This is a genomic window from Amycolatopsis sp. NPDC101161 (assembly GCF_044768185.1).
In the GTDB taxonomy this organism is placed as follows: Bacteria; Actinomycetota; Actinomycetes; order Mycobacteriales; family Pseudonocardiaceae; genus Amycolatopsis.
In genome coordinates this window covers 469,812-489,686 of sequence record NZ_JBIWPI010000004.1, presented here as the reverse complement: position 1 = coordinate 489,686, position 19,875 = coordinate 469,812, and the positions used below count along the sequence as shown (strand labels likewise).

The following is a 19,875-nucleotide window of genomic DNA, read 5'->3' as shown; positions in this document are numbered from 1 at the left end:
CCGAAAGGTAAGCGGAACACGCTATGCCCAAGCAGATCAGTTTCGACGAGGACGCTCGTCGCGCGCTGGAGCGCGGGGTGAACAAGCTCGCCGACGCCGTCAAGGTCACCCTCGGCCCGCGCGGTCGCCACGTCGTGCTCGACAAGAAGTTCGGCGGCCCGACCATCACCCTCGACGGCGTGACCGTCGCCCGGGAGATCGAGCTCGACGACCCGTTCGAGAACCTCGGCGCGCAGCTCGCCAAGAGCGTCGCCACCAAGACCAACGACGTCGCCGGTGACGGCACCACGACCGCGACCGTGCTCGCGCAGTCGCTGGTCAAGGTCGGCCTGCGCAACGTCGCGGCCGGCGCCAACCCGACCTCGATCGGCCGCGGCATCGAGGCCGCCGCGGAGAAGGTCATCGAGGTCCTCAAGGCCAAGGCCACCCCGGTCAAGGGCCGCGAGAACATCGCCCAGGTCGGCACCGTGACCTCCCGCGACGCCAACATCGGTGCCCTGCTCGGCGAAGCCGTCGAGAAGGTCGGCGAGGACGGCGTCATCACCATCGAGGAGTCGTCGACCCTGGCGACCGAGCTGGTGATCACCGAGGGCGTCCAGTTCGACAAGGGCTTCCTCTCGGCGCACTTCGCGACCAACCCGGAGGAGCAGAAGGCGATCCTCGAGGACGCCTACATCCTGCTCGTCCGCGAGAAGGTCTCGTCGCTGGCCGAGCTGCTGCCGGTGCTCGAGAAGGTCGTCGAGGCCAAGAAGCCGCTGCTCATCATCGCCGAGGACGTCGACGGCGAGGCGCTGTCCACCCTCGTGGTGAACTCGCTGCGCAAGACGATCACCGCCGTCGCGGTCAAGGCGCCGTTCTTCGGCGACCGCCGCAAGGCGTTCCTGGACGACCTCGCGGTCGTCACGGGCGGCGAGGTCATCTCCGCGGAGATCGGCCGCAAGCTGTCCGACGTCGACCTCGGCGCGCTGGGCAAGGCTCGCCGGATCGTCGTCACGAAGGACGACACCACGATCGTCGACGGCGCCGGCTCCAAGGACGCCATCGCCGGGCGGGTCGCGCAGATCCGCAAGGAGATCGAGACGACCGACTCCGACTGGGACCGCGAGAAGCTGCAGGAGCGGCTCGCGAAGCTCGGCGGCGGCGTCGCGGTCATCAAGGTCGGCGCGGCCACCGAGACCGAGCTGAACGAGCGCAAGCACCGCATCGAGGACGCCGTGGCTTCGACCAAGGCGGCCGTCGAGGAGGGCATCCTGCCCGGTGGCGGTTCGGCGCTGGTGCACGCGGTCAAGGAGCTCGAGGGCGGCCTGGGCCTGGAAGGCGACGAGGCCACCGGCGTGCGCATCGTCAAGGACGCGCTGTCGGCCCCGCTGTTCTGGATCGCGACCAACGCGGGCCACGAGGGCGCCGTCATCGTCAACAAGGTGCGCGAGCAGAGCTGGGGGCAGGGCTTCAACGCCGCCACCGGCGAGCTCACCGACCTGCTGGCCGCCGGCATCGTCGACCCGGTCAAGGTGACCCGGTCCGCGGTGGCGAACGCCGCCTCCATCGCCCGGCTGGTGCTGACCACGGAGTCGTCCGTGGTCGAGAAGCCGGCCGAGGAGGAGCCCGCCGCGGCGGGCCACGGCCACTCGCACTGATTTCGACGGAAGCGGGGCGGTACTCCTCCGGGAGTGCCGCCCCGCTTCCGCGTCCGGAAAGCACGAAGGGCGGCACCCCACCCGGTGCCGCCCTCCGAGGTCTGTGGGGCGCTCAGCCGCCGGACATGCTGAGCGCGCGTTTGTCGGACTTGATGAGGTGCTCGCGTTCCGACTCCGAGAGCCCGCCCCAGATGCCGTAGGGCTCGTGCACCGCCAGCGCGTGGCTGCGGCACATCTCGAGGACGGGGCAGCTCAGGCAGACCGCCTTCGCCCTGGCCTCCCGCCGTGCCCGCGCCGGGCCGCGCTCGCCGTCCGGGTGAAAGAAGGACGCGCTGTCCATCCCCCGGCACGACCCTTCGAGCTGCCAGTCCCACATGTCGGCGTTGGGTCCTGGGAGCCTGCGCGTGTCTGCCATCCTGACCGCCTCCGTCAATCGGTCGATGCCGCTAGCTGCTCTGCTGTGGTGCCGATACTCCATTCGGTGCAACGGCGGTAACGTTAGAAGCGCGCCAATAGTTGTTCAAGCGATTCGGTTCGATTCAGCCGTTAGGCATCCCCCGGATGTGTGAGCAGGGGTTTCGCCTCCGGTTGCCGACACCGCGGTCTGCCTGGATATTGAGGCTCGTGGGAGCTGGGTCGGGCACCGAAGAACCCACCCTGCCGGTGGCCTCGGTCGCCCGCCGGCTCGGGGTCGCCCCGTCCACCCTCCGAACCTGGGACCGCCGCTACGGGCTCGGCCCGAGCAGGCACACCGACGGCCGTCACCGCCGCTACGGCACCTCCGACATCGGCCGGCTCGAACTGATGCAGCGCGCGCTGCTGAGCGGCGCGTCGACGGCCGAGGCGGCGCGCTACGCCCTCGAGCAGATGCCGCGCTGGGGACCGCCGCAGCCGGAGGAGCCTTCGGAGCCCGCCGACGCGTCGGCGGCCGACGACGGCCTCGAAGTCCGCTCCCGGCTCGCCCGCCGCCTGAGCACGGCGGCGCTGGCGATGGACGTCGGCGCGGTCCAGCGCATGCTCGCGGACACGATCGCCGAGCTGGGCGTCCTCCCGGCGTGGACGGGCGTGATCGAGCCGGTGCTGTCGGCCCTGGGGGCCCGCTGGCGCGGCGCGAGCGCGGGAGCGGAGGTCGAGTACCTGCTGGCGGAGTGCGTGTTCGCGGCGCTGGTCCGCGCGACCCCGGTGCTCGACGAGCCGCGCAACACGCGCCCGGTGCTGCTGGGCTGCGTCCCGGAGGAGCGCGACACGATGCCGATGTACGCGCTGGCGGCGTCCCTGGCCGGCCGCCGCATCGGGGCGCAGCTGTTCGGGGTGCCGCTGCCGGCGGAGGTCCTGGCGGTGGCGGTGCGCCGGAGCGCCCCGGCGGCGGTGGTGCTGTGGGCCCACCGGCGCGGGGTCGCGGACACGCGGCTGTTCGCGCGGGTGTCCCGGGGGAGGCAGCGGAGCCGGCTGTTCGCGTGCGGCCCCGGGTGGGACCCGGCGGGGCTGCCGGACAAGGTGGAGCTGCTGACGGACCTCCCGGGCGCGGCGGACCGCATCGAGCACGTCCTGGTCGGCGGGCGCGGGTGATCCGTCACTTCGATCATGTTTCTGTCGGTGGGACCCGCTAGAAAGGACGGGTGCACGAACCCGCCCTGAGGGCCGCCGCGTTCGGGGGCGATCCGCGGCTCGACCCCGCCGTCACGCGCAGGCCCGGCACCCCTCGGGAACGGCTGCTCGCCGCCGTCGTGCTCGGCGCCCAGGGCCGGTACGCGGCCGCCGCGGCCCTCCTCGACCCCCTCCGGCGCGAGAAAGACCCCCTCCACGCCTCCCTGGCCGCCAGCGCCCTCGGGGCCCACCGGCGGCAGCTGGGCGGCCACCGCCAAGCCCGGGCCCTCGACGGCGAGGCCTTCGCCAAAGCCGCCGGCCTCCACGGGAGCCCCGACCCCGATGGCCTCGACGCCGCCGGCGCGCGGGCCGATGCCCTGCTCGGGCTGGCCGCCGACAACCTCGCCCTGGGCCGGATCGCGGCCGCCCGGAGGCTCGCCCGGCGGGCCGAGGATCAGCACGCCGGGTGGCGGGCCTGCGTCCGCGGGGGCTGGGTCGGCGCCGAGATCGAGCTCGCCGCTGGTCAGGGCGCCGCCGCCGTCGCGCCCGCCGAGCGGGCTTTCGAAACCGCCGTCGCGCGGGGTGCGCGGCGGCACGCCGTGAAATCCGGGATTGTGCTGGCCGTCGCACTGGGGGCCGCCGGGCGTCCCGATCACCGGAAGATTTCGGACGGGCTTGTCGGAAACGCAATGGCGACCGCCGAGGAATGCGAACTGCTTTCACTTTTGTGGCCGGCGGCGCTCGTCATGGCCGATCTGCGCCCAGGACACGCCGAGGAGTATCGATTCAGAATGGCAGAGGTGTTGCACGCAGTGTTACGAAGCGCAGATCCTTGCGGGAGGAGGATCGCGGGGGAATCACCATGGGTCCCCGCCCCGGGTGGTTGAGCCGTCGGAATGGGGTGTTCCGGCATCCGGGCTAAGAAACTTCAAAAAAAGCCACCGGATCGTGTCAAGGTTCGGGCTAAAGCGTCCGATAGGGGAAGTGGAATGTCACCCGGCTGCAGGAAGGAAACCCCGTGACGACGGTCTTGATCTGCGACGACCGACGCAGTGTCCGTGAAGGGCTCACCCGAGTGATGTCCGCGGTCCCTGGGGTCAGTCGCATCGACTGCGTAGCGCACGGTGACGAGCTGCTGGCCCGGTACTCCCGTCAGCCCGTCGACGTCGTGCTGGTCGGGACGCAACGCGCGGTCCCGACAGGTGTCGAAGCCACCCGGCGGCTCGTCTCGGCCAACCCCCAGGCGAACGTCATCGTCTTCGGCGCCCCGGACGACGCGGGCAGCATCGCCGCCGCGATCGCCGGCGGTGCCCGCGGCTACCTCCGCTGGGACGCGTCCCGGCCGGAGCTGGTCGCCGCGCTGGCCCACACCCTGGCGAGCACCTCGGTGCCCGCGCCCCGTCAGCCGTCCGACCCGGGCGTCCAGCTGACCGAGCGCGAGCTTCAGGTGCTCCGCGGGATGAGCCAGGGCAAGAGCAACGGCCAGATCGGCCGCGAGCTCTACCTGTCCGAGGACACGGTGAAGACCCACGCCCGGCGGCTGTTCCGCAAGCTCGGCGTGCGCGACCGCGCGCAGGCCGTGGCCCACGGCTTCCGCCGCGGCCTGGTCAGCTGACCCGTCTCTCTCCCCGTTCCTGACACGGCCGGTTTACAGGTGACGACGGGCCAGGGCGCACCGCCCTGGCCCGTACCTGTGTGGTCCCCATCACACTCCGGCGCCCACTCGGGCAGCCCCCGGGCGGAACCCCGTCCCGGCACCCGTCCCTCCGACGGATCTCGTACCCGTGACGCCGCTCGCTCGTTGAATCGGCGAAGTCGACCGCGGGTCTGCACGATAAACCGTATTTCCGCGCCTCACGGGGCCGCGGCACGCCCGGGAGCACCGCGCGCGCCGCCCCGCCGGGGGCCGCAGGTACGGTAGCGGTCTCCGGTGCGCGGTGGAGGCGACCACGGGCCGGGTTCTTTGCCCACCTACACGTAACACTGGGACTGTTGTCTGCGATGGCCAATGTGGGGGATGGACTGGATGAACCGGTCGCCGCTGCTGTCGAGGGAGATCCCCAGGCAGTGGAGCGGCTGCTGGCTGCTATCCGTCCACTGGTAGTGCGGTATTGCCGCGCTCGGGTTGGCAGGCAGGAGCGATCGTTCGCTTCGGCGGACGACGTTGCGCAGGAGGTGTGTCTCGCGGTGCTAACGGCATTGCCCTCGTACCGCGACCAAGGCCGCCCGTTCCTGGCGTTCGTCTACGGGATCGCCCAGCACAAGGTGGCCGACGCGCACCGCGCGGCGGCGCGCAACCGGGCCGAACCGGTGGCCGAGATCCCCGACGAGGTCGAAGGCGGGGTGGGCCCCGAGCAGCGGGCGCTGCAAGGTGAGCTGAACGAGCGGATGTCCCAGTTGTTGCAGGTGCTGCCGGACAAGCAGCGGGAGATCGTGGTGTTGCGCGTGGTCGTCGGTCTGTCGGCGGAGGAGACCGCGGACGCGGTCGGCTCCACGCCCGGCGCCGTCCGCGTCGCCCAGCACCGTGCCCTCGCGCGGCTGAGAAAGGTCCTGGCCGCGGAGGAGGTGATCTGAGTGACCGGTCACGAAAAGGGTTACGAGCCGGACGACATCTTCGGCAGTGGGTTGTCGGGGTCGGAGGCGGAGTTCGCCGCCGACCTGTCGGCCGTCCAAGCCGATGACGCGCTGCTCGACGCCCTCGGTGGGTCCGACCCGGCGCTGGCCGACGGTCTCGGCGACCAGGAGCTCAACGCGTTGCTGGTGGCTTGGCGAAGAGACATCGACAGCGAGCCACTGGCCGAGCTGGTCGACGTCGACACCGCCGTGCGGACCGTCACCACCGCGAGTCTCGCGAAACAGCACGCCTCGAGCGGACGCCGCCGCAGGCTGCTCGTCCCGGTCGCCGTCGCCGCCGCCGTGCTGGCGATCGCGTTCACCGGTACCGGGCTGGCCGCGCGCTCCGCGCAACCGGGCGACACCCTCTGGGGCCTCGCGAAGGTCCTGTACTCCGATCACACCCGCTCGGTCGAGGCCGCCGCGAACGCGAAGCTCGACCTCGAGAAGGCGAACCTGGCCATCGCGGGCGGCAACCTCGACGCCGCGCGCCAGGCCCTCGACGCCGCCCAGGCCGCGCTGTCGCAGGTCAGCGACGAGGACAACCGCGACCAGCTCATGGAGCAGCACCGGCAGCTCGCCGCGCAGCTGACCAACCCGGAAGCGCCGGTCCAGGGCCCGACCAAGACGACGCCGACCGTGGTGCCGCCCGGCATCTCGTCGACGCCGGTTCCGCCGGCCGGCTCGGCGACGTCGATCCCGGGCAGCGGCAGCGGCACCACCAGCCTGCCGGGCACCGGGACGCCGACCCCGACGCCCCCGCCGCCGACCACCACCCCGGCGCCGCCGACCACCGACGCGCCGCCGCCGACCAGCACGGCCGCGAGCGGCAACGATCCCGGCACGAACACCGGGCGCAGCGAGTCCTCCGTCGGCGGGCAGAGCGCCCCCGGCAGCTAGTCCCCGCGAACGAAAAGGCCCTGGTGAGGAAACTCACCAGGGCCTTTTTCCGTGGAGATCAGTAGGCGCTTTCGTTGGCCGTCACGCCGTCGGCGAAGCCCCGGCAGTAGTCCCAGCTCACGTAGTCGCCGGGGTTGGGGTCGTAGGCCGGCTCGTGCGGGCGCATCCGCCCGTCGGCCAGCAGCTGCTCCAGGCTGGCCCGCAGCAGGTGCCAGTCGTGGTAGTGCGGTTCGTCGCACTCACCGCAGTCCACGACGATCCCGCGGACCCCGCGGGGCTCGAGGAGAGCCTGGTAGACGGCCAGATCGGAAAGGTCGGCCAGCAGCTCGGTGCGTTCGGAATCGCTGATCGGCTCGTCCAGCCGGTCCTCGGGGTCTCCGAATGCGCGGGCCGGGTCGTCCGGGTCGTCCGCGAACGGGTCTGGAGGCAGGACATCGTGCGCCACGGCCTGCACGGTACCGGGCGGCCCCGGCGGCTCGCCCACCACCCGGGGCGGGGGCGCGAGCCGGATATCATGAGGGGAAGGCTCCGAGTCGCCACAGCGACCCCGCTCATCCCGCGCCAGGAAGGCCCTTCACCCGCTATGACCAGCGACGGCATCACCGCCCCCGTTCCGGCCAAGTTCGCCATGCTCGGCCTGACTTTCGACGACGTGCTGCTGCTGCCGGCGGAATCGGACGTCGTGCCCAGCGCGGTCGACACCCGCGCCCGGCTGACCCGGAACATCACCCTCGGCATCCCGCTCGTGTCCGCCGCGATGGACACCGTCACCGAGGCGCGGATGGCGATCGCCATGGCCCGCCAGGGCGGCATCGGCGTGCTGCAGCGCAACCTGCCGATCGACGAGCAGGCCGCCGCGGTCGAGGTGGTCAAGCGGTCCGAGGCCGGCATGGTCACCGACCCGGTCACCTGCGCGCCCGACGCCACGCTGGCCGAGGTCGACGCGCTGTGCGCGAAGTTCCGCATCTCCGGTGTGCCGGTCACCGACGCGTCCGGCGCGCTGGTGGGCATCATCACCAACCGCGACATGCGGTTCGAGGTCGACCACAGCCGCCCGGTGTCCGAGGTCATGACGAAGGCGCCGCTGATCACCGCCCAGGTCGGCGTCTCGGCGGACGCCGCGCTGGGCCTGCTGCGCCGCCACAAGATCGAGAAGCTCCCGATCGTCGACGGCGCGGGCAAGCTGCGCGGCCTGATCACGGTCAAGGACTTCGTGAAGACCGAGCAGTACCCGAAGGCGACGAAGGACCCGGACGGCCGCCTGATCGTCGGTGCCGCGGTCGGCGTGGGTGCCGACGGTCACAAGCGCGCGATGGCACTGGCCGACGCGGGGGTGGACGTCCTGATGGTCGACACCGCGCACGGCCACTCCCGCGCGGTCGTCGACACGGTCTCGCTGCTGAAGAAGGAGCTCGGCGACTCGGTCGACATCGTCGGCGGCAACGTCGCGACCCGCGCAGGCGCGCAGGCGCTGGTCGACGCGGGCGCGGACGGCGTCAAGGTCGGCGTGGGCCCGGGCTCGATCTGCACCACCCGCGTGGTGGCCGGGGTGGGCGTCCCGCAGATTTCGGCGATCTACGAGGCCGACCAGGCGTGCCGCCCGGCGGGCATCCCGGTCATCGGCGACGGCGGCATCCAGTACTCAGGCGACATCGCCAAGGCCATCGCGGCCGGCGCGTCGACGGTGATGCTGGGCAGTCTGCTGGCCGGCACCGCTGAAGCGCCCGGTGACCTGATCCTGGTCAACGGGAAGCAGTTCAAGACCTACCGCGGCATGGGCTCGCTGGGCGCCATGCAGTCGCGCGGGGAGGCGAAGTCTTACTCCAAGGACCGCTACGCCCAGGACGACGTGCTGTCGGATGACAAGCTGGTGCCGGAGGGCATCGAGGGCCGGATCCCGTTCCGCGGGCCGCTGGCCAACGTCGTGCACCAGCTCATCGGCGGACTCCGCTCGGGCATGGGCTTCACGGGCTCGCAGACGATCGCGGAGCTGCAGGAGGCCCAGCTGGTCCGGATCACCGCGGCCGGCCTCAAGGAGAGCCACCCGCACGACATCACGATGACCGTCGAGGCGCCCAACTACACGACCCGGTAGTCCGCCCTTTCGCACGTTCCGCTGTCGGTCATGGGCCGGGAAACTCGGCCCATGACCGGGACTCCTCGACGGATGATCGTGGCCGTGGCGACGGCTGCCCTGCTCGGCGCCGGTGGTGGCGTGGCCGCGTCGGCGGGTTCAGCCACTCCGCAGGCCCAAACGCAGTCGCCGGGTGAGCTGTGGAAGCGCACCGAGCTGTACTTCGGCACCGGCAAGCCGGACGGGACCGAGGTCACCGACAAGGAGTTCGCCGCCTTCTCCGACCGGGAGATCACCCCGGCCTTCCCGGACGGCTTCACCCGCCTCGACGGCAGCGGCCAGTGGCGTGGCGCGTCCGGTGTGATCGTGCGGGAGCACACCCATGTGATCGTCCTGCTCTACCCGTTCGCCGACCGGGACGCCGAGCGGGAGATCGAAGGCCTGCGCGCCGACTACGAAAAGCAGTTCCAGCAGGAGTCGGTACTGCGTTCGGACTCCGTGGAGAAGGTCTCTTTCTGAGTTCTCGTGACCTAGCGTGCTTACGGTAATCGGTCTATCGCCTTGCGTGCCCGTCGTAGTGTGCACTGGAGGGCATGACGGTCGGCGGCTTCACCCGCGTGCTGCGCAAGGTGTTCTTCACGGCCGTCGCGCTCGTCTCGCTGTTCCTCGGCGGCGTCGTCTGCCTCATGTGCCAGGTGCTGGCCGGCCGCGACGCGCCGACCTACCGCGCCGAAGGGCACGTCGTGTCCCACGAGCGGGGCGCGCTCCCGGTCGGCGGGGACGAGGACGCCGTCAGCCACACCATCGCGGTCGACGCCGGGCACCGGCTCTACCGGATCACCGCCGTCGGCCCCGGCCTCGACCTGCCCGCCGGGCAGCCGGTCGCGCTCGACGTCTCGACGGCGGACGGCAGCATCGCCTACCTGCTCGCCGGCGGCGCCGTGATCGACCTGCGGCCCGGCGTGGTGCGGCCGGTGCTGCTGATCTGCGCGGCGCTGCTCGCGCTGGGCGCGGTGTACTTCGGCGCGGTCCGGCTCAACGTCTACCCGCCGGTGGCGACGTGGCTGGCCCTGGCCCTGGGTGCCCTGCTCGCACCGGTCGTCGTCTTCGTGCGGGTCTGACCGCCGCTGGTCCGACCCCCGTGCGCAGGTCACCCACGCGGACTAGCGACAATGGGGCACGGCAGATTGTCGTCGTCGGAGGAGGCTTCACGTGCGGGACCTGGTCGAGATCGGGATGGGCCGCACCGCGCGGCGGGCGTATGACCTCGACGACGTCGAGATCGTGCCGTCGCGGCGGACCCGGTCGTCTTCGGTGGTGTCCACCTCCTGGCAGATCGACGCCTACCGCTTCGACCTGCCGCTCGTCACGCACCCGACCGACGCGATCGTCTCGCCCGGCACCGCGGTCGCCGTCGGCGAGCTCGGCGGCCTGGGCGTGCTCAACGCCGAAGGCCTCTGGGCGCGGCACGCGAACGTCGAGGACGCCATCTTCCAGCTGGTCCGCGCGGCCGAGGACCTCGAGGACCCGACCGCGGTCGGCCGCGTGCTGCAGGAGCTGCACGCCGCGCCGATCCGGCTCGACTTGCTGACCGAGGCCATCAAGACGGTCCGCGAGTCCGGCGTCACGGTGGCCGCGCGCGTCAGCCCGCAGCACGCCGCCGAGCTGACGCCGGACCTGATCGCGGCCGGCGTCGAGATCCTCGTCGTGCAGGGCACGATCATCTCCGCCGAGCACGTCCAGCGCGACGCCGAGCCGCTGAACCTCAAGGAGTTCATCGGCCGCCTCGACGTCCCGGTGATCGCCGGCGGCGTCAGCGACTACCGCACGGCGATGCACCTCATGCGCACCGGCGCCGCCGGCGTCATCGTCGGCCACGGCTACACGCCCGGCGTCACCAGCACCGACCGCGTGCTCGGCATCGGTGTCCCGATGGCGACGGCGATCATCGACGCCGCGGCCGCGCGCCGCGACTACCTCGACGAGACCGGCGGCCGGTACGTGCACGTGCTCGCCGACGGCGGCATGACGGTGTCGGGCGACATCGCGAAGGCCATCGCGTGCGGCGCGGACGCCGTGATGCTCGGCTCCCCGCTGGCCGCCGCGTCGGACGCGCCCGGGCAGGGCCTGTACTGGACGGCGGCGGCCGCGCACCCGTCGCTGCCGCGCTCGCGCGTGGCGGCCGGGCCGGACTACGCCGTCGACCTCAAGACCCTGCTGTTCGGGCCGTCGTCCGACGCGGAAGGCGTCGTGAACCTCTTCGGGGCGCTTCGCCGGGCGATGGCGAAGACGGGCTACTCGGACCTCAAGGAGTTCCAGCGAGTGGGCCTCACCGTCCGGCGGTGAGGTGGTCGAGGAACGCGGTGAACGCGGTCGCGGAGTAGACGAGGACCGGGCGGGGCACCGGCTGTTTGGTGTCCCGCACCCCGACAACGCCGGGACCGGCGCCGATTTCGACGCAGGCGTTCTCCTCGAAGTGGCTGTGGCTCGACTTGCGCCAACCGGTGAGCGTTCGTGGGCTCATCGTGGTGCCTCCAGGGATCGTGTCCCGCTCAGCGGTGATTCGCCGACGTGGACATCGAGCACCCAGATAAATACCCACAGTTGTCCTCGGACAAGCGTCCAGAAGGGTGACTGGCCAGTAACTTACCTCTGGTCAGAACCTGGACCCCGGGTTACGCTCCAGGTGTGACTGCCAGTAACACCACCACCAGTGCGGGTGGCCCGGACTACGACGTCGTCGTGGTGGGGTCGGGGTTCGGCGGCAGCGTCGCGGCGCTGCGGCTCACCGAGAAGGGCTACCGCGTAGCCGTCGTCGAGGCCGGACGCAGGTTCGCCGACGACGAGTTCGCGAAGACGTCGTGGGACCTCAAGCGCTACCTGTGGGCACCGCAGGTCGGCTGCTACGGGATCCAGCGCATCCACATGCTCAACGACGTCATGGTGCTGGCCGGGGCGGGTGTCGGCGGCGGTTCGCTCGTCTACGCGAACACGCTGTACCGGCCGCTCAAGCCGTTCTACCGCGACCGGCAGTGGTCCCACATCACCGACTGGGAGGCCGAGCTCGCGCCGCACTACGACCAGGCGAGCCGCATGCTCGGCGTGGTGACGAACCCGTCGATCACGCCTTCGGACGTCGTGATGCGCGACGTCGCCAAGGACATGGGTGTCGCCGATTCGTTCCACCCGACGCCCGTCGGCGTCTACTTCGGCAAGCCCGGGGCGAAGGCGGCCGACCCGTACTTCGGCGGGGCCGGCCCCGAGCGCGTCGGCTGCACCGAGTGCGGCGCGTGCATGACCGGCTGCCGCGTCGGGGCGAAGAACACGCTGGTCAAGAACTACCTGTACCTGGCCGAGCAGGACGGCGCGAAGGTCATCCCGCTGACGACGGTGACGTCCGTGCGGCCGATCGACGGCGGCTACGAGGTCAGCCTCAAGAAGACCGGGACGACCTCGAAGAAGTTCCGGACGACGATCACGGCCGAGAAGGTCGTCTTCGCCGCGGGCACCTGGGGCACGCAGAACCTGCTGCACAAGATGAAGGACACCGGCACGCTGCCCAAGCTGTCGCGCCGGCTGGGCGAACTGACCCGGACGAACTCCGAAGCGATCATCGGCGCGGCCCGGACCGACGTCGACGAGAGCCGGAACTTCAGCCGCGGCGTCGCGATCACGTCGTCGATCCACCCCGACGAGAACACCCACATCGAGCCGGTCCGCTACGGCAAGGGCAGCAACGCGATGAGCCTGCTGCAGACGATCGCGACCGACGGCGCTTCGCCGGTCCCGCGGTGGCGGCAGGCCGTGAGTTTCATGGTCAAGCACCCGATCCAGACGGCGAAGCTGCTCAACGGCTACCGCTGGAGCGAGCGCACGGTGATCCTGCTGGTGATGCAGAGCCTGGACAACTCGATCACGACGTACACGCGGCCCGGGCTGTTCGGCCGCCGCAAGTACACGTCGAAGCAGGGCCACGGCGAGCCGAACCCGAGCTTCATCCCGGCCGGCCACGAGGCGAACGAGCGCACGGCGGACCGCATCGGCGGCATCGCGGGCGGCACGTGGGGCGAGATCTTCGACATCCCGCTGACGGCCCACTTCATCGGTGGCGTCCCGATCGGCGCTTCGGCCGAGGAGGGCGTCATCGACCCGTACCACCGGGTGTTCGGCTACCCGGGCCTGTCGGTGGTGGACGGCGCGGCGATCACGGCGAACCTGGGCGTGAACCCGTCCCTGACGATCACGGCCCAGGCGGAGCGGGCGTTCTCGTTCTGGCCGAACAAGGGCGAGGCGGACCAGCGGCCTTCGCAGGACTCGTCGTACGTGCGGCTGGAGCCGGTGGCGCCGAAGAACCCGGCGGTGCCCGCCGACGCCCCGGCGGCCCTCCGGCGGTCCTAAGATCGGGGCCGTGACGGCATCCGAGAAGGCACACGCGCTGCTCGACGGGGTACGGAAGCTCGACGACGAATGGGCCAAGGTCATCGGCGGCCTCGGTGAGCCGGAGCTGCGCGCCCCCAGCGCGTTGCCCGGGTGGTCGCGCGCCCACGTCCTCGCGCACGTCGCCCGCAACGCCGATGGGCTGCAGAACCTCCTGACCTGGGCGAACACCGGGGTCGAGACGCCGATGTACGCGAGCGCCGAAGCACGCGACGCCGACATCGAGGCCGGGTCGCAGCGTCCGGCCGCCGAACTGCTCGCCGACTTCGTCGCCTCCGCCGGGCGGTTCGAGCAGTACGCCGCCGCCATGCCGGACGACGCCTGGGCGCGCGAAGCCCGCAACCGGCAGGGCGCGCCCGTCACCGGGACCGTCGTCGCGCGGATGCGGCTGTCCGAGCTCGCCATCCACCTCGCCGACCTCGACCGGGGCTACGACCTCGACCGCGTGCTCGGCCTGCTCGGGCCGCTCGCCGACGACGTCGTCCAGCACGCGATCACGTCCCGGGCCGCGCACCTCCCGGCGTTGCGCCTGGTCGCGGAGGGCTCCGAGTGGACCATGGGCGCCGCTCCCGGCGCCACGGTCCGCGGCAGCAACGGGCAGCTGCTGGCCTGGCTGAGCGGCCGCTCCGACGGCGCGGCCCTCGACGGGGACGTCCCGCGCATCCCCGCGTGGGGCTGAACTGACTTCGACCGTCCTCCGTGTAGTGATCAGGGGGCGCGGAGGCTGGTGTCCAGCCCTAAACTGAGCCTCCCCCGCAGCGAGGAGTCCGATGTGGACAGCGTGAGCAGGCCGGCCCGGTGACCGGGCACCCCGCCGGACCGGCGCGCCTGGACCGTCGGGCGTTCCTCCGGATCACGGGCGTCTCGGCGGCCGGTGCCGTCGCGGCCGCGTGCGGTCCGGGGTCGCCCACGACGCCGGCGGCGTCGAGCACCCCCGCCGCCCCGGCGACGACCGGGCCGCCCACCACCCGGCTGCCCACCGGGCCGCCGAACTGGGACGACCTGCGCGGCAAGCTGACCGGCAGCCTCCTGCGCCCGGGCACCGACGGCTACGACTCCGCCAAGCGCGCCTTCAACCCGCTCTTCGACGGCAACAACCCGGTCGCGGTCGCGAAGGTGACGAGCGCCCAGGACGTGCAGACCTGCGTCCAGGCCGCCGCCGGGCGCCTCACGCTCGCCGCGCGCAGCGGCGGCCACAGCTACGCCGGCTACTCCGTCCCCGAGAGCGGCCTGGTCGTCGACGTCTCCGGGATGAACAAAGTGGAGATCCGGGACACCCAGGCCGTGATCGGCGCGGGCGCGAAGCTGAAGGACGTCTACGCCGGGCTGGCGGCGGCCGGGCGCGCGCTGCCCGCCGGCTCCTGCCCGACGGTCGGGATCGCCGGGCTGACCCTCGGCGGCGGCATCGGCGTGCTGGCCCGCAAGTACGGCCTGACGTGCGACCACCTGAGCTCCGCGCAGGTCGTCACCGCCGACGGCAAGCTGGTGACGGCGTCGGCGACCTCCGAGCCCGACCTGTTCTGGGCGCTGCGCGGCGGGGGCGGCGGCAACTTCGGCATCGTCACCGAGTTCACCTTCGACACCGATCCGGCGCCGAACCTGACGGTGTTCTCGCTGCACTTCCCGGCCGGCTCGGCGACCGGCGTGCTCGGCGCGTGGCAGCAGTGGATCGCCGCGATGCCGCCGGAGCTGTGGGCGAACATCGTCGTCTCCGGCGGCTCACCGGTGCAGTGCCGGGTCGGCGGTTGCTACGTCGGAGCCCCCGCCGGGCTCAACACCCTGCTCAACAACCTCACCGCCAACGCCGGCGCGCGGCCGACCCAGCGCACGGTGAAGGCCCTCGACTACCTCGGCGCGATGAACTACTTCTCCGGCAGCTCGGCCCGGCAGTCGTTCGTGGCCTCGTCGCGGATCATCACCAGCCCGGTCGACCCGGCGAAGGTCGTCGCGCTCGCCGACGGCCGCGCGGGCATGGACTTGCTCATCGACGGCCTCGGCGGCAAGGTCGCCGAGCCGGCGAAGGACGCGACGGCGTTCTGGCACCGCGACGCGCTGGCCAGCGTCCAGATCTACGCGCCGGCGACGGCGAAGACCCGGGCGAAGGTGGCGGCGTCGGTGGAGGAGGTCGTCGCGGGCCTCGCGGCGGCCGGCGCGGGCGGCGGGTACGTCAACTACATCGACCCGACCCTGCCCGACTGGAAGGCCGCCTACTACGGCGACAACGCCAAGCGGCTGGGAGACGTCGCGAAGAAGTACGACCCCTTCAACGTCTTCCGGTTCGGGCAGGGCGTGGTCGCTTAGAGGTCGATGCCGGTGAAGACCGTGACGCGCTCCTCGGTCAGGTCGTGCATCGCCGCGAGGACGCCCTCGCGGCCGACGCCGGAGCTCTTGACGCCGCCGTAGGGCATCTGGTCGGCGCGGTAGGACGGGACGTCGCCGATGATCACCCCGCCGACCTCCAGCTCGGCCGACGCGTGGAACGCCAGCTGGACGTCGGTGGTGAAGACGCCGGCCTGCAGGCCGTACGCGGAGTCGTTGACCGCGCGGAAGGCGTCGTCCACACCGTCCACAACGGACACCGCGAGCACCGGTCCGAAGATCTCCTCGGCCCACGCCTTGGTGTCCGCCGGGACGTCGGTGAGCAGCGTCGGGGCGACGGTCGCGCCGTCGCGCGTGCCGCCGGTGAGCACCTTCGCGCCCGCCGCGACGGCCTCGTCGACCCAGGCGAGGATCCGCTCGGCCGCGGCTTCGTCGACGACCGGGCCGACGTCGGTGGCGCGGTCGTACGGGTCGCCCGTCCGCTGCGCCTCGACGGCTTCCACGAGCGCGGGCACGAACTCGTCCGCGACAGCGGCGTCGACGATCACCCGCTGCACGGCGATGCAGGACTGCCCGGCCTGGTAGTTGCCGAAGGTGGCGATGCGGTGCGCGGCGCCTTCGGGGTCGGGCCAGTCGCGCAGGACGACGGCCGCCGCGTTGCCGCCGAGCTCCAGTACGACGTGCTTGCGCGGCGCGGCGTCCTTGAGCGACCAGCCGACCGGCCCCGAGCCGGTGAACGACACGACGGGCAGCCGCGGGTCGGCGACGAGCTTCCGCGTCTCCTCGTTTCCCAGCGGCAGCACGGAAAACGACCCTTCCGGCAGGTCCGTCTCGGCCAGGATCTCGCCGAGGATCAGCGACGACAACGGCGTCCGCGGCGCGGGCTTGACGATGATCGGCGCGCCGATCGCCAGCGCCGGCGCGACCTTGTGCGCCACCAGGTTGAGCGGGAAGTTGAACGGCGCGATGCCGAGCACCGGCCCGCGCGGGACGCGGCGGGTGAGTGCCAGCCGGGCCTCGCCAGCCGGGTCGGTGTCGAGGCGCTGGACGTCGCCGCTGAAGCGGCGGGCCTCCTCGGCGGCGATGCGGAACACCGACACCGCGCGCTTGACCTCGGCTTCGGCCCACTTGAGCGGCTTGCCGTTCTCGGCGGTGATGACCTCGGCGATCTCCTCGGCGCGCCCGGCGAGCACGCGGGACACGTGCTCGAGCGCGCCGGCGCGGACGTGCGCGGGGGTGCCGCGCAGTTCCTTCGCGACCGAGACGGCGGCGGTGACCGCGCGCTCGACCTGCTCCGGCCCCGGCACGGCGACCGTGGCGACCTCGCTGCCGTCGTACGGGTGGTGCACGACGAGGGTGGTGGCGCCCGGCTCCGGGCGGCCGGCGATCCAGGCGGGGCGCGGCTCGGGGGTGATCATGTCCATGCGTACCAACGTAATCCGGCTGGGCATCCTGCCGGTGGAGGCCCACCCGGACGGGTCACGGCTTGATGAGCACCTTCAGCGCTTCGCGGTCGGCCATGGCGCGGTAGCCGTCCGGCACGCCCTCGATGTCGATCGTGCGGTCGAAAACCCTGCCAGGCTGGTACTTGCCGTCGAGGACGTCCGGCAGCAGCTCCGGGATGTAGTGCCGCGCGGGCGCGACCCCGCCGGTGACCGTGACGTTGCGGCGGAACACCCCGACGCCGATCGGACCGGTTTCGTACTGCGGCAGGCCGACCCGGCTGACCGCGCCACCCGCGCGCACGGCTCCGACGCCCATCTCGAAGGCGCCCAGCGTGCCGACGCACTCGAGGACGGCGTGCGTGCCGTGCCCGTCCGTCAGCTCGCGCACCTTCTCGACGCCTTCTTCGCCGCGCTCGGCGACGACGTCGGTCGCGCCGAACTCGCGGCCGAGGTCGGTGCGGGCCCGGTGCCGTCCCATCAGGATGATCCGGTCGGCGCCGAGCCGCTTCGCCGCGAGGACGGCCGAGAGCCCGACCGCGCCGTCGCCGATCACGGTGACGTTCTGGCCCTCGCTCACCCGCGCCTTGACGGCGGCATGGTGGCCGGTCGAGAAGACGTCGGAGAGCGTCAGCAGGGACGCGAGCAGGTCGTCGTCCTCGGTGGGCGGGAGCTTGACGAGCGTGCCGTCGGCCTGCGGGACGCGCACGGCCTCGCCCTGACCGCCGTCGACGCCCTTCGCGCCCCAGCCGCCGCCGTGCAGGCACGACGTCTGCAGGCCCTCCCGGCAGAACTCGCAGGTGTTGTCCGACCAGACGAACGGGGCGACGGCGAGGTCGCCCTTCTTGACGCCTGCGACGTCGGCGCCGGTCTCCTCGACGATCCCGAGGAACTCGTGCCCGATCCGGCGCCCGTGCTCACGCGGCGGCATGTCGGCGTACGGCCAGAGGTCGCTGCCGCAGATGCAGGACCGCACGACCCGCAGGACGACGTCGGTCGGCTCCACCAGCTTGGGGTCCGGGACGGTCTCGACCCGCACGTCGCCGGCGCCGTAGATGACTGTCGCTCGCATGCTGGGGCCTTCCCGTGGGGTTCGTGACAAACGTCGGGGGTGCGACGCCGGTGGCGCGCCTAGATTTTCGTCCATGACCCCGCGCACCGCATCCCGCAACCCGTTCGCGGCGCTCGCCCCGGTGACCCGCCGCCCGTACCTGACCGCGGCGGTCTTCGCGGTGACGCTGGCGTGCGGGATCGCGCAGCTGGTGCACCCGCCGCTGTACGACGCGATGCACCGCGACGCAGCGCGCATCGACGCCGGCGAGTGGTACCGCCTGGTGACGGGCATGTTCTTCCAGGACGGCTGGGCGTTCGGCCTGACGTCGAACCTGGCCTGGCTGGCGGTGTTCGGCACGCTCGCCGAGCGCGTGTTCGGCCGCGCCCGCTGGCTCGTCCTGTACTTCGGCTGCGGCCTGTTCGGCCAGGTCATGAGCTACTTATGGCTCAACCCGGTCGGGGCGGGCAACTCGATGTGCGTGGTCGGCCTGATCGGTGGTCTGGCGGCGGTGGTGATGGTGGCTTCGCGCCGCTACGGCGTGGTGCTGCCGGTCCAGTTCCGGGTCATCGCCTTCGCGCTGCCGGTGCTGGCCGTGGTCGACACGCTGGTGCACGACAACCACGGCCTGCCGCTGCTGCTGGGCCTGGCGCTGGGCTTCCCGCTCCTCCCGCGGGCCGGTCAGTCCGGGTAGCGGCCGCCGAGCCGGCACCAGTGCGCGACCAGGTGCGGCTGCGGCGGCACCGCGAGGAGGCCGGCGAGATCCGCCTCGGCCTGGCGGGCCGCTTCTTCGGTGCGTTCCCACTCCAGGTCTTCGTCGGCGTCGCGCTGCTCCGCCCGGGCGATCCGGTCGCACCGCAGCTCGTCGGCCTTGCCCAGGTCCTCGGTGTGCCGGGCGTCGAGGATGATCCCGCTGCCCGACTGGGCGCCGTAGCGGACGGCGATCCGCAGCAGGTCGTTGCTGAACGCGCGCGTCTCGGCGGGCACCCACGACAGCCGCTCCCAATCGGGCGGCGGCTGGTCGTCGGCGCGGCAGACCACGTACCCCGGCATGTCACACCAGGTCAGGGCGCCTTGCGGGCGGAGTCGGTAGAGCATGCGCGGGTCCCCCTCGGAGCTGGCCTCGACACCCGGTGAATCGGGCCGGCGGTGACTCCGCGTTACAGATCACCGGTTGCGGTACAGGTCCCGCAGCAGCAGGACCTCCGCGCAGTGGTGGATCATCTCGCGGTGGATGTGGAGCACCAGCGTCGCCATCGGGTACTCCGCGTACGGGCCTTCCGCCGGGCCGCACGGCCGGGCCAGCGCCTCTTCGTCGAGGGACTTCACGCCTTCCACCCAGCGGGCGTAGTACTCGTCGAGCAGGGACAGCACCTCCGCGGCCGTCCCCGGGTACGGGTAGTCGTCGTACGTCATCGGCGGCCCGCCGAAGTGCGACGCCGACCGCATGCCCAGCACCCCGACCAGGACGTGGTTGAGGCGCCACGCGATCGTCGTGACCGGCGGCGGCGTCGGCTCGGGGAACGCGAAGTCGATGGTGAACGGGCCCGTGCCGGGCTCGTCGTCCGACTTGCGCGGCCGCACGGTCCAGCAGTCCGCGACGGGCTCCCAGAAGTACTCGTCGTCGGTGAGGCCCTCGAGCTTCGGGCGCGTGTGGACGTTCCAGTGGAAGTCGAGCTGGTCGGTCAGTTCCTTGGTCCAGTTCACAGCCATACCGGGGACCGTAGGGCCGATCGCGGACAGGGGCGGCCCTGAATCGGGAGTGACCGGGCCCACCTGGGACGATGGAGGGGATTCCCGCTTCTCGCCAGGAGG

Annotated in this window: 21 protein-coding genes; 14 read left to right on the top strand and 7 right to left on the bottom strand. The window is 72.0% G+C overall.

Going from position 1 to position 19,875, the window contains the following annotated elements; all coding sequences use genetic code 11:
• Window positions 1–23 precede the first annotated feature (23 nt).
• On the top strand, window positions 24–1,637 hold the full coding sequence (gene groL, locus ACIRSS_RS29835) for a chaperonin GroEL (RefSeq protein WP_400900625.1): 1,614 nt from the start codon (window positions 24–26) through the stop codon (window positions 1,635–1,637).
• 112 nt (window positions 1,638–1,749) lie between these two features.
• Here the strand turns inward: groL and ACIRSS_RS29830 are convergent, their stop codons facing one another.
• Window positions 1,750–2,052: a WhiB family transcriptional regulator gene (locus ACIRSS_RS29830; RefSeq protein ID WP_043792619.1), complete on the bottom strand. Its 303-nt coding sequence runs from the start codon at window positions 2,050–2,052 to the stop codon at window positions 1,750–1,752.
• Window positions 2,053–2,300: 248 nt separating this feature from the next.
• Between ACIRSS_RS29830 and ACIRSS_RS29825 the strand changes: the two genes are divergently transcribed.
• The 5 genes from ACIRSS_RS29825 to ACIRSS_RS29805 all read left to right on the top strand — a co-directional run bounded on the left by ACIRSS_RS29825 (window position 2,301) and on the right by ACIRSS_RS29805 (window position 6,737).
• Window positions 2,301–3,206, top strand: coding sequence for a MerR family transcriptional regulator (locus ACIRSS_RS29825; RefSeq protein ID WP_400901915.1), 906 nt, complete (start codon window positions 2,301–2,303; stop codon window positions 3,204–3,206).
• A gap of 50 nt (window positions 3,207–3,256) precedes the next feature.
• Complete coding sequence (locus ACIRSS_RS29820; protein WP_400900623.1) at window positions 3,257–4,111, top strand: hypothetical protein; 855 nt, start codon at window positions 3,257–3,259, stop codon at window positions 4,109–4,111.
• A 131-nt stretch (window positions 4,112–4,242) separates the two neighbouring features.
• Window positions 4,243–4,839 carry a response regulator transcription factor gene (locus ACIRSS_RS29815; RefSeq protein ID WP_003073605.1) on the top strand — a complete coding sequence of 199 codons (597 nt, stop codon included), beginning with the start codon at window positions 4,243–4,245 and terminating at the stop codon, window positions 4,837–4,839.
• A gap of 386 nt (window positions 4,840–5,225) precedes the next feature.
• Window positions 5,226–5,798 carry a sigma-70 family RNA polymerase sigma factor gene (locus ACIRSS_RS29810; RefSeq protein ID WP_026468912.1) on the top strand — a complete coding sequence of 191 codons (573 nt, stop codon included), beginning with the start codon at window positions 5,226–5,228 and terminating at the stop codon, window positions 5,796–5,798.
• Entirely contained in the window at window positions 5,799–6,737 is a 939-nt protein-coding gene (locus tag ACIRSS_RS29805) for an anti-sigma-D factor RsdA (RefSeq protein WP_400900621.1), read from the top strand. It abuts the gene before it with no gap.
• 58 nt (window positions 6,738–6,795) lie between these two features.
• Here ACIRSS_RS29805 and ACIRSS_RS29800 read toward each other — a convergent pair whose 3' ends face one another.
• Window positions 6,796–7,191: a DUF5319 domain-containing protein gene (locus ACIRSS_RS29800; RefSeq protein ID WP_003073549.1), complete on the bottom strand. Its 396-nt coding sequence runs from the start codon at window positions 7,189–7,191 to the stop codon at window positions 6,796–6,798.
• A gap of 129 nt (window positions 7,192–7,320) precedes the next feature.
• Between ACIRSS_RS29800 and guaB the strand changes: the two genes are divergently transcribed.
• The 4 genes from guaB to ACIRSS_RS29780 all read left to right on the top strand — a co-directional run bounded on the left by guaB (window position 7,321) and on the right by ACIRSS_RS29780 (window position 11,157).
• Window positions 7,321–8,832: an IMP dehydrogenase gene (gene guaB / locus ACIRSS_RS29795; RefSeq protein WP_400900619.1), complete on the top strand. Its 1,512-nt coding sequence runs from the start codon at window positions 7,321–7,323 to the stop codon at window positions 8,830–8,832.
• 51 nt (window positions 8,833–8,883) lie between these two features.
• On the top strand, window positions 8,884–9,330 hold the full coding sequence (locus ACIRSS_RS29790; RefSeq protein ID WP_400900617.1) for a DUF3574 domain-containing protein: 447 nt from the start codon (window positions 8,884–8,886) through the stop codon (window positions 9,328–9,330).
• Between the two features lie 74 nt (window positions 9,331–9,404).
• Window positions 9,405–9,932, top strand: a complete 528-nt coding sequence (locus ACIRSS_RS29785) for a hypothetical protein (RefSeq protein WP_400900615.1) — start codon at window positions 9,405–9,407, stop codon at window positions 9,930–9,932.
• Window positions 9,933–10,023: 91 nt separating this feature from the next.
• Complete coding sequence (locus tag ACIRSS_RS29780) at window positions 10,024–11,157, top strand: GuaB3 family IMP dehydrogenase-related protein (protein WP_013222686.1); 1,134 nt, start codon at window positions 10,024–10,026, stop codon at window positions 11,155–11,157.
• On the opposite strand, the gene ACIRSS_RS29775 is transcribed toward ACIRSS_RS29780, so the two are convergent.
• Complete coding sequence (locus tag ACIRSS_RS29775) at window positions 11,141–11,335, bottom strand: DUF397 domain-containing protein (protein WP_400900613.1); 195 nt, start codon at window positions 11,333–11,335, stop codon at window positions 11,141–11,143. The two genes, ACIRSS_RS29780 and ACIRSS_RS29775, sit on opposite strands and share 17 nt — an antisense overlap.
• A 164-nt stretch (window positions 11,336–11,499) precedes the next feature.
• On the opposite strand from ACIRSS_RS29775, the gene ACIRSS_RS29770 reads away from it, so the two are divergent.
• The 3 genes from ACIRSS_RS29770 to ACIRSS_RS29760 all read left to right on the top strand — a co-directional run bounded on the left by ACIRSS_RS29770 (window position 11,500) and on the right by ACIRSS_RS29760 (window position 15,549).
• Window positions 11,500–13,209 carry an FAD-dependent oxidoreductase gene (locus ACIRSS_RS29770; protein ID WP_400900611.1) on the top strand — a complete coding sequence of 570 codons (1,710 nt, stop codon included), beginning with the start codon at window positions 11,500–11,502 and terminating at the stop codon, window positions 13,207–13,209.
• Window positions 13,210–13,219: 10 nt separating this feature from the next.
• Window positions 13,220–13,927: a maleylpyruvate isomerase N-terminal domain-containing protein gene (locus tag ACIRSS_RS29765; protein WP_400900609.1), complete on the top strand. Its 708-nt coding sequence runs from the start codon at window positions 13,220–13,222 to the stop codon at window positions 13,925–13,927.
• Window positions 13,928–14,046: 119 nt separating this feature from the next.
• Entirely contained in the window at window positions 14,047–15,549 is a 1,503-nt protein-coding gene (locus tag ACIRSS_RS29760; protein WP_400900607.1) for an FAD-binding oxidoreductase, read from the top strand.
• Here the strand turns inward: ACIRSS_RS29760 and ACIRSS_RS29755 are convergent.
• Together ACIRSS_RS29755 and ACIRSS_RS29750 are read right to left on the bottom strand one after the other, a co-directional pair.
• A complete protein-coding gene (locus tag ACIRSS_RS29755; RefSeq protein ID WP_400900605.1) occupies window positions 15,546–16,991 on the bottom strand; it encodes an aldehyde dehydrogenase family protein in 1,446 nt (481 codons plus the stop codon). The two genes, ACIRSS_RS29760 and ACIRSS_RS29755, sit on opposite strands and share 4 nt — an antisense overlap.
• Window positions 16,992–17,046: 55 nt before the next feature.
• Entirely contained in the window at window positions 17,047–18,081 is a 1,035-nt protein-coding gene (locus ACIRSS_RS29750) for a zinc-dependent alcohol dehydrogenase family protein (RefSeq protein WP_400900603.1), read from the bottom strand.
• A 73-nt stretch (window positions 18,082–18,154) separates the two neighbouring features.
• Here ACIRSS_RS29750 and ACIRSS_RS29745 point away from each other — a divergent pair, with 73 nt between their 5' ends.
• Window positions 18,155–18,754 carry a rhomboid family intramembrane serine protease gene (locus ACIRSS_RS29745; protein ID WP_400900601.1) on the top strand — a complete coding sequence of 200 codons (600 nt, stop codon included), beginning with the start codon at window positions 18,155–18,157 and terminating at the stop codon, window positions 18,752–18,754.
• Here the strand turns inward: ACIRSS_RS29745 and ACIRSS_RS29740 are convergent.
• Entirely contained in the window at window positions 18,742–19,158 is a 417-nt protein-coding gene (locus ACIRSS_RS29740) for a hypothetical protein (RefSeq protein WP_400900599.1), read from the bottom strand. The genes ACIRSS_RS29745 and ACIRSS_RS29740 overlap by 13 nt on opposite strands.
• A gap of 69 nt (window positions 19,159–19,227) precedes the next feature.
• The gene (locus ACIRSS_RS29735) at window positions 19,228–19,773 is read right to left on the bottom strand and encodes a DinB family protein (protein WP_400900597.1); all 546 of its coding nucleotides are present in this window, start codon (window positions 19,771–19,773) and stop codon (window positions 19,228–19,230) included.
• Window positions 19,774–19,875: the final 102 nt, after the last annotated feature.

Bases quoted from the DNA above. Each gene is read 5' to 3' on its own strand.
- ACIRSS_RS29740 (WP_400900599.1), bottom strand. From the start codon at position 19,158: ATGCTCTACCGACTCCGCCCGCAAGGCGCCCTGACCTGGTGTGACATG.
- ACIRSS_RS29810 (WP_026468912.1), top strand. From the start codon at position 5,226: ATGGCCAATGTGGGGGATGGACTGGATGAACCGGTCGCCGCTGCTGTC.
- ACIRSS_RS29735 (WP_400900597.1), bottom strand. From the start codon at position 19,773: ATGGCTGTGAACTGGACCAAGGAACTGACCGACCAGCTCGACTTCCAC.
- ACIRSS_RS29830 (WP_043792619.1), bottom strand. From the start codon at position 2,052: ATGGCAGACACGCGCAGGCTCCCAGGACCCAACGCCGACATGTGGGAC.
- ACIRSS_RS29755 (WP_400900605.1), bottom strand. From the start codon at position 16,991: ATGGACATGATCACCCCCGAGCCGCGCCCCGCCTGGATCGCCGGCCGC.
- ACIRSS_RS29775 (WP_400900613.1), bottom strand. From the start codon at position 11,335: ATGAGCCCACGAACGCTCACCGGTTGGCGCAAGTCGAGCCACAGCCAC.
- ACIRSS_RS29750 (WP_400900603.1), bottom strand. From the start codon at position 18,081: ATGCGAGCGACAGTCATCTACGGCGCCGGCGACGTGCGGGTCGAGACC.
- ACIRSS_RS29785 (WP_400900615.1), top strand. From the start codon at position 9,405: ATGACGGTCGGCGGCTTCACCCGCGTGCTGCGCAAGGTGTTCTTCACG.
- guaB (WP_400900619.1), top strand. From the start codon at position 7,321: ATGACCAGCGACGGCATCACCGCCCCCGTTCCGGCCAAGTTCGCCATG.
- ACIRSS_RS29745 (WP_400900601.1), top strand. From the start codon at position 18,155: ATGACCCCGCGCACCGCATCCCGCAACCCGTTCGCGGCGCTCGCCCCG.
- groL (WP_400900625.1), top strand. From the start codon at position 24: ATGCCCAAGCAGATCAGTTTCGACGAGGACGCTCGTCGCGCGCTGGAG.
- ACIRSS_RS29790 (WP_400900617.1), top strand. From the start codon at position 8,884: ATGACCGGGACTCCTCGACGGATGATCGTGGCCGTGGCGACGGCTGCC.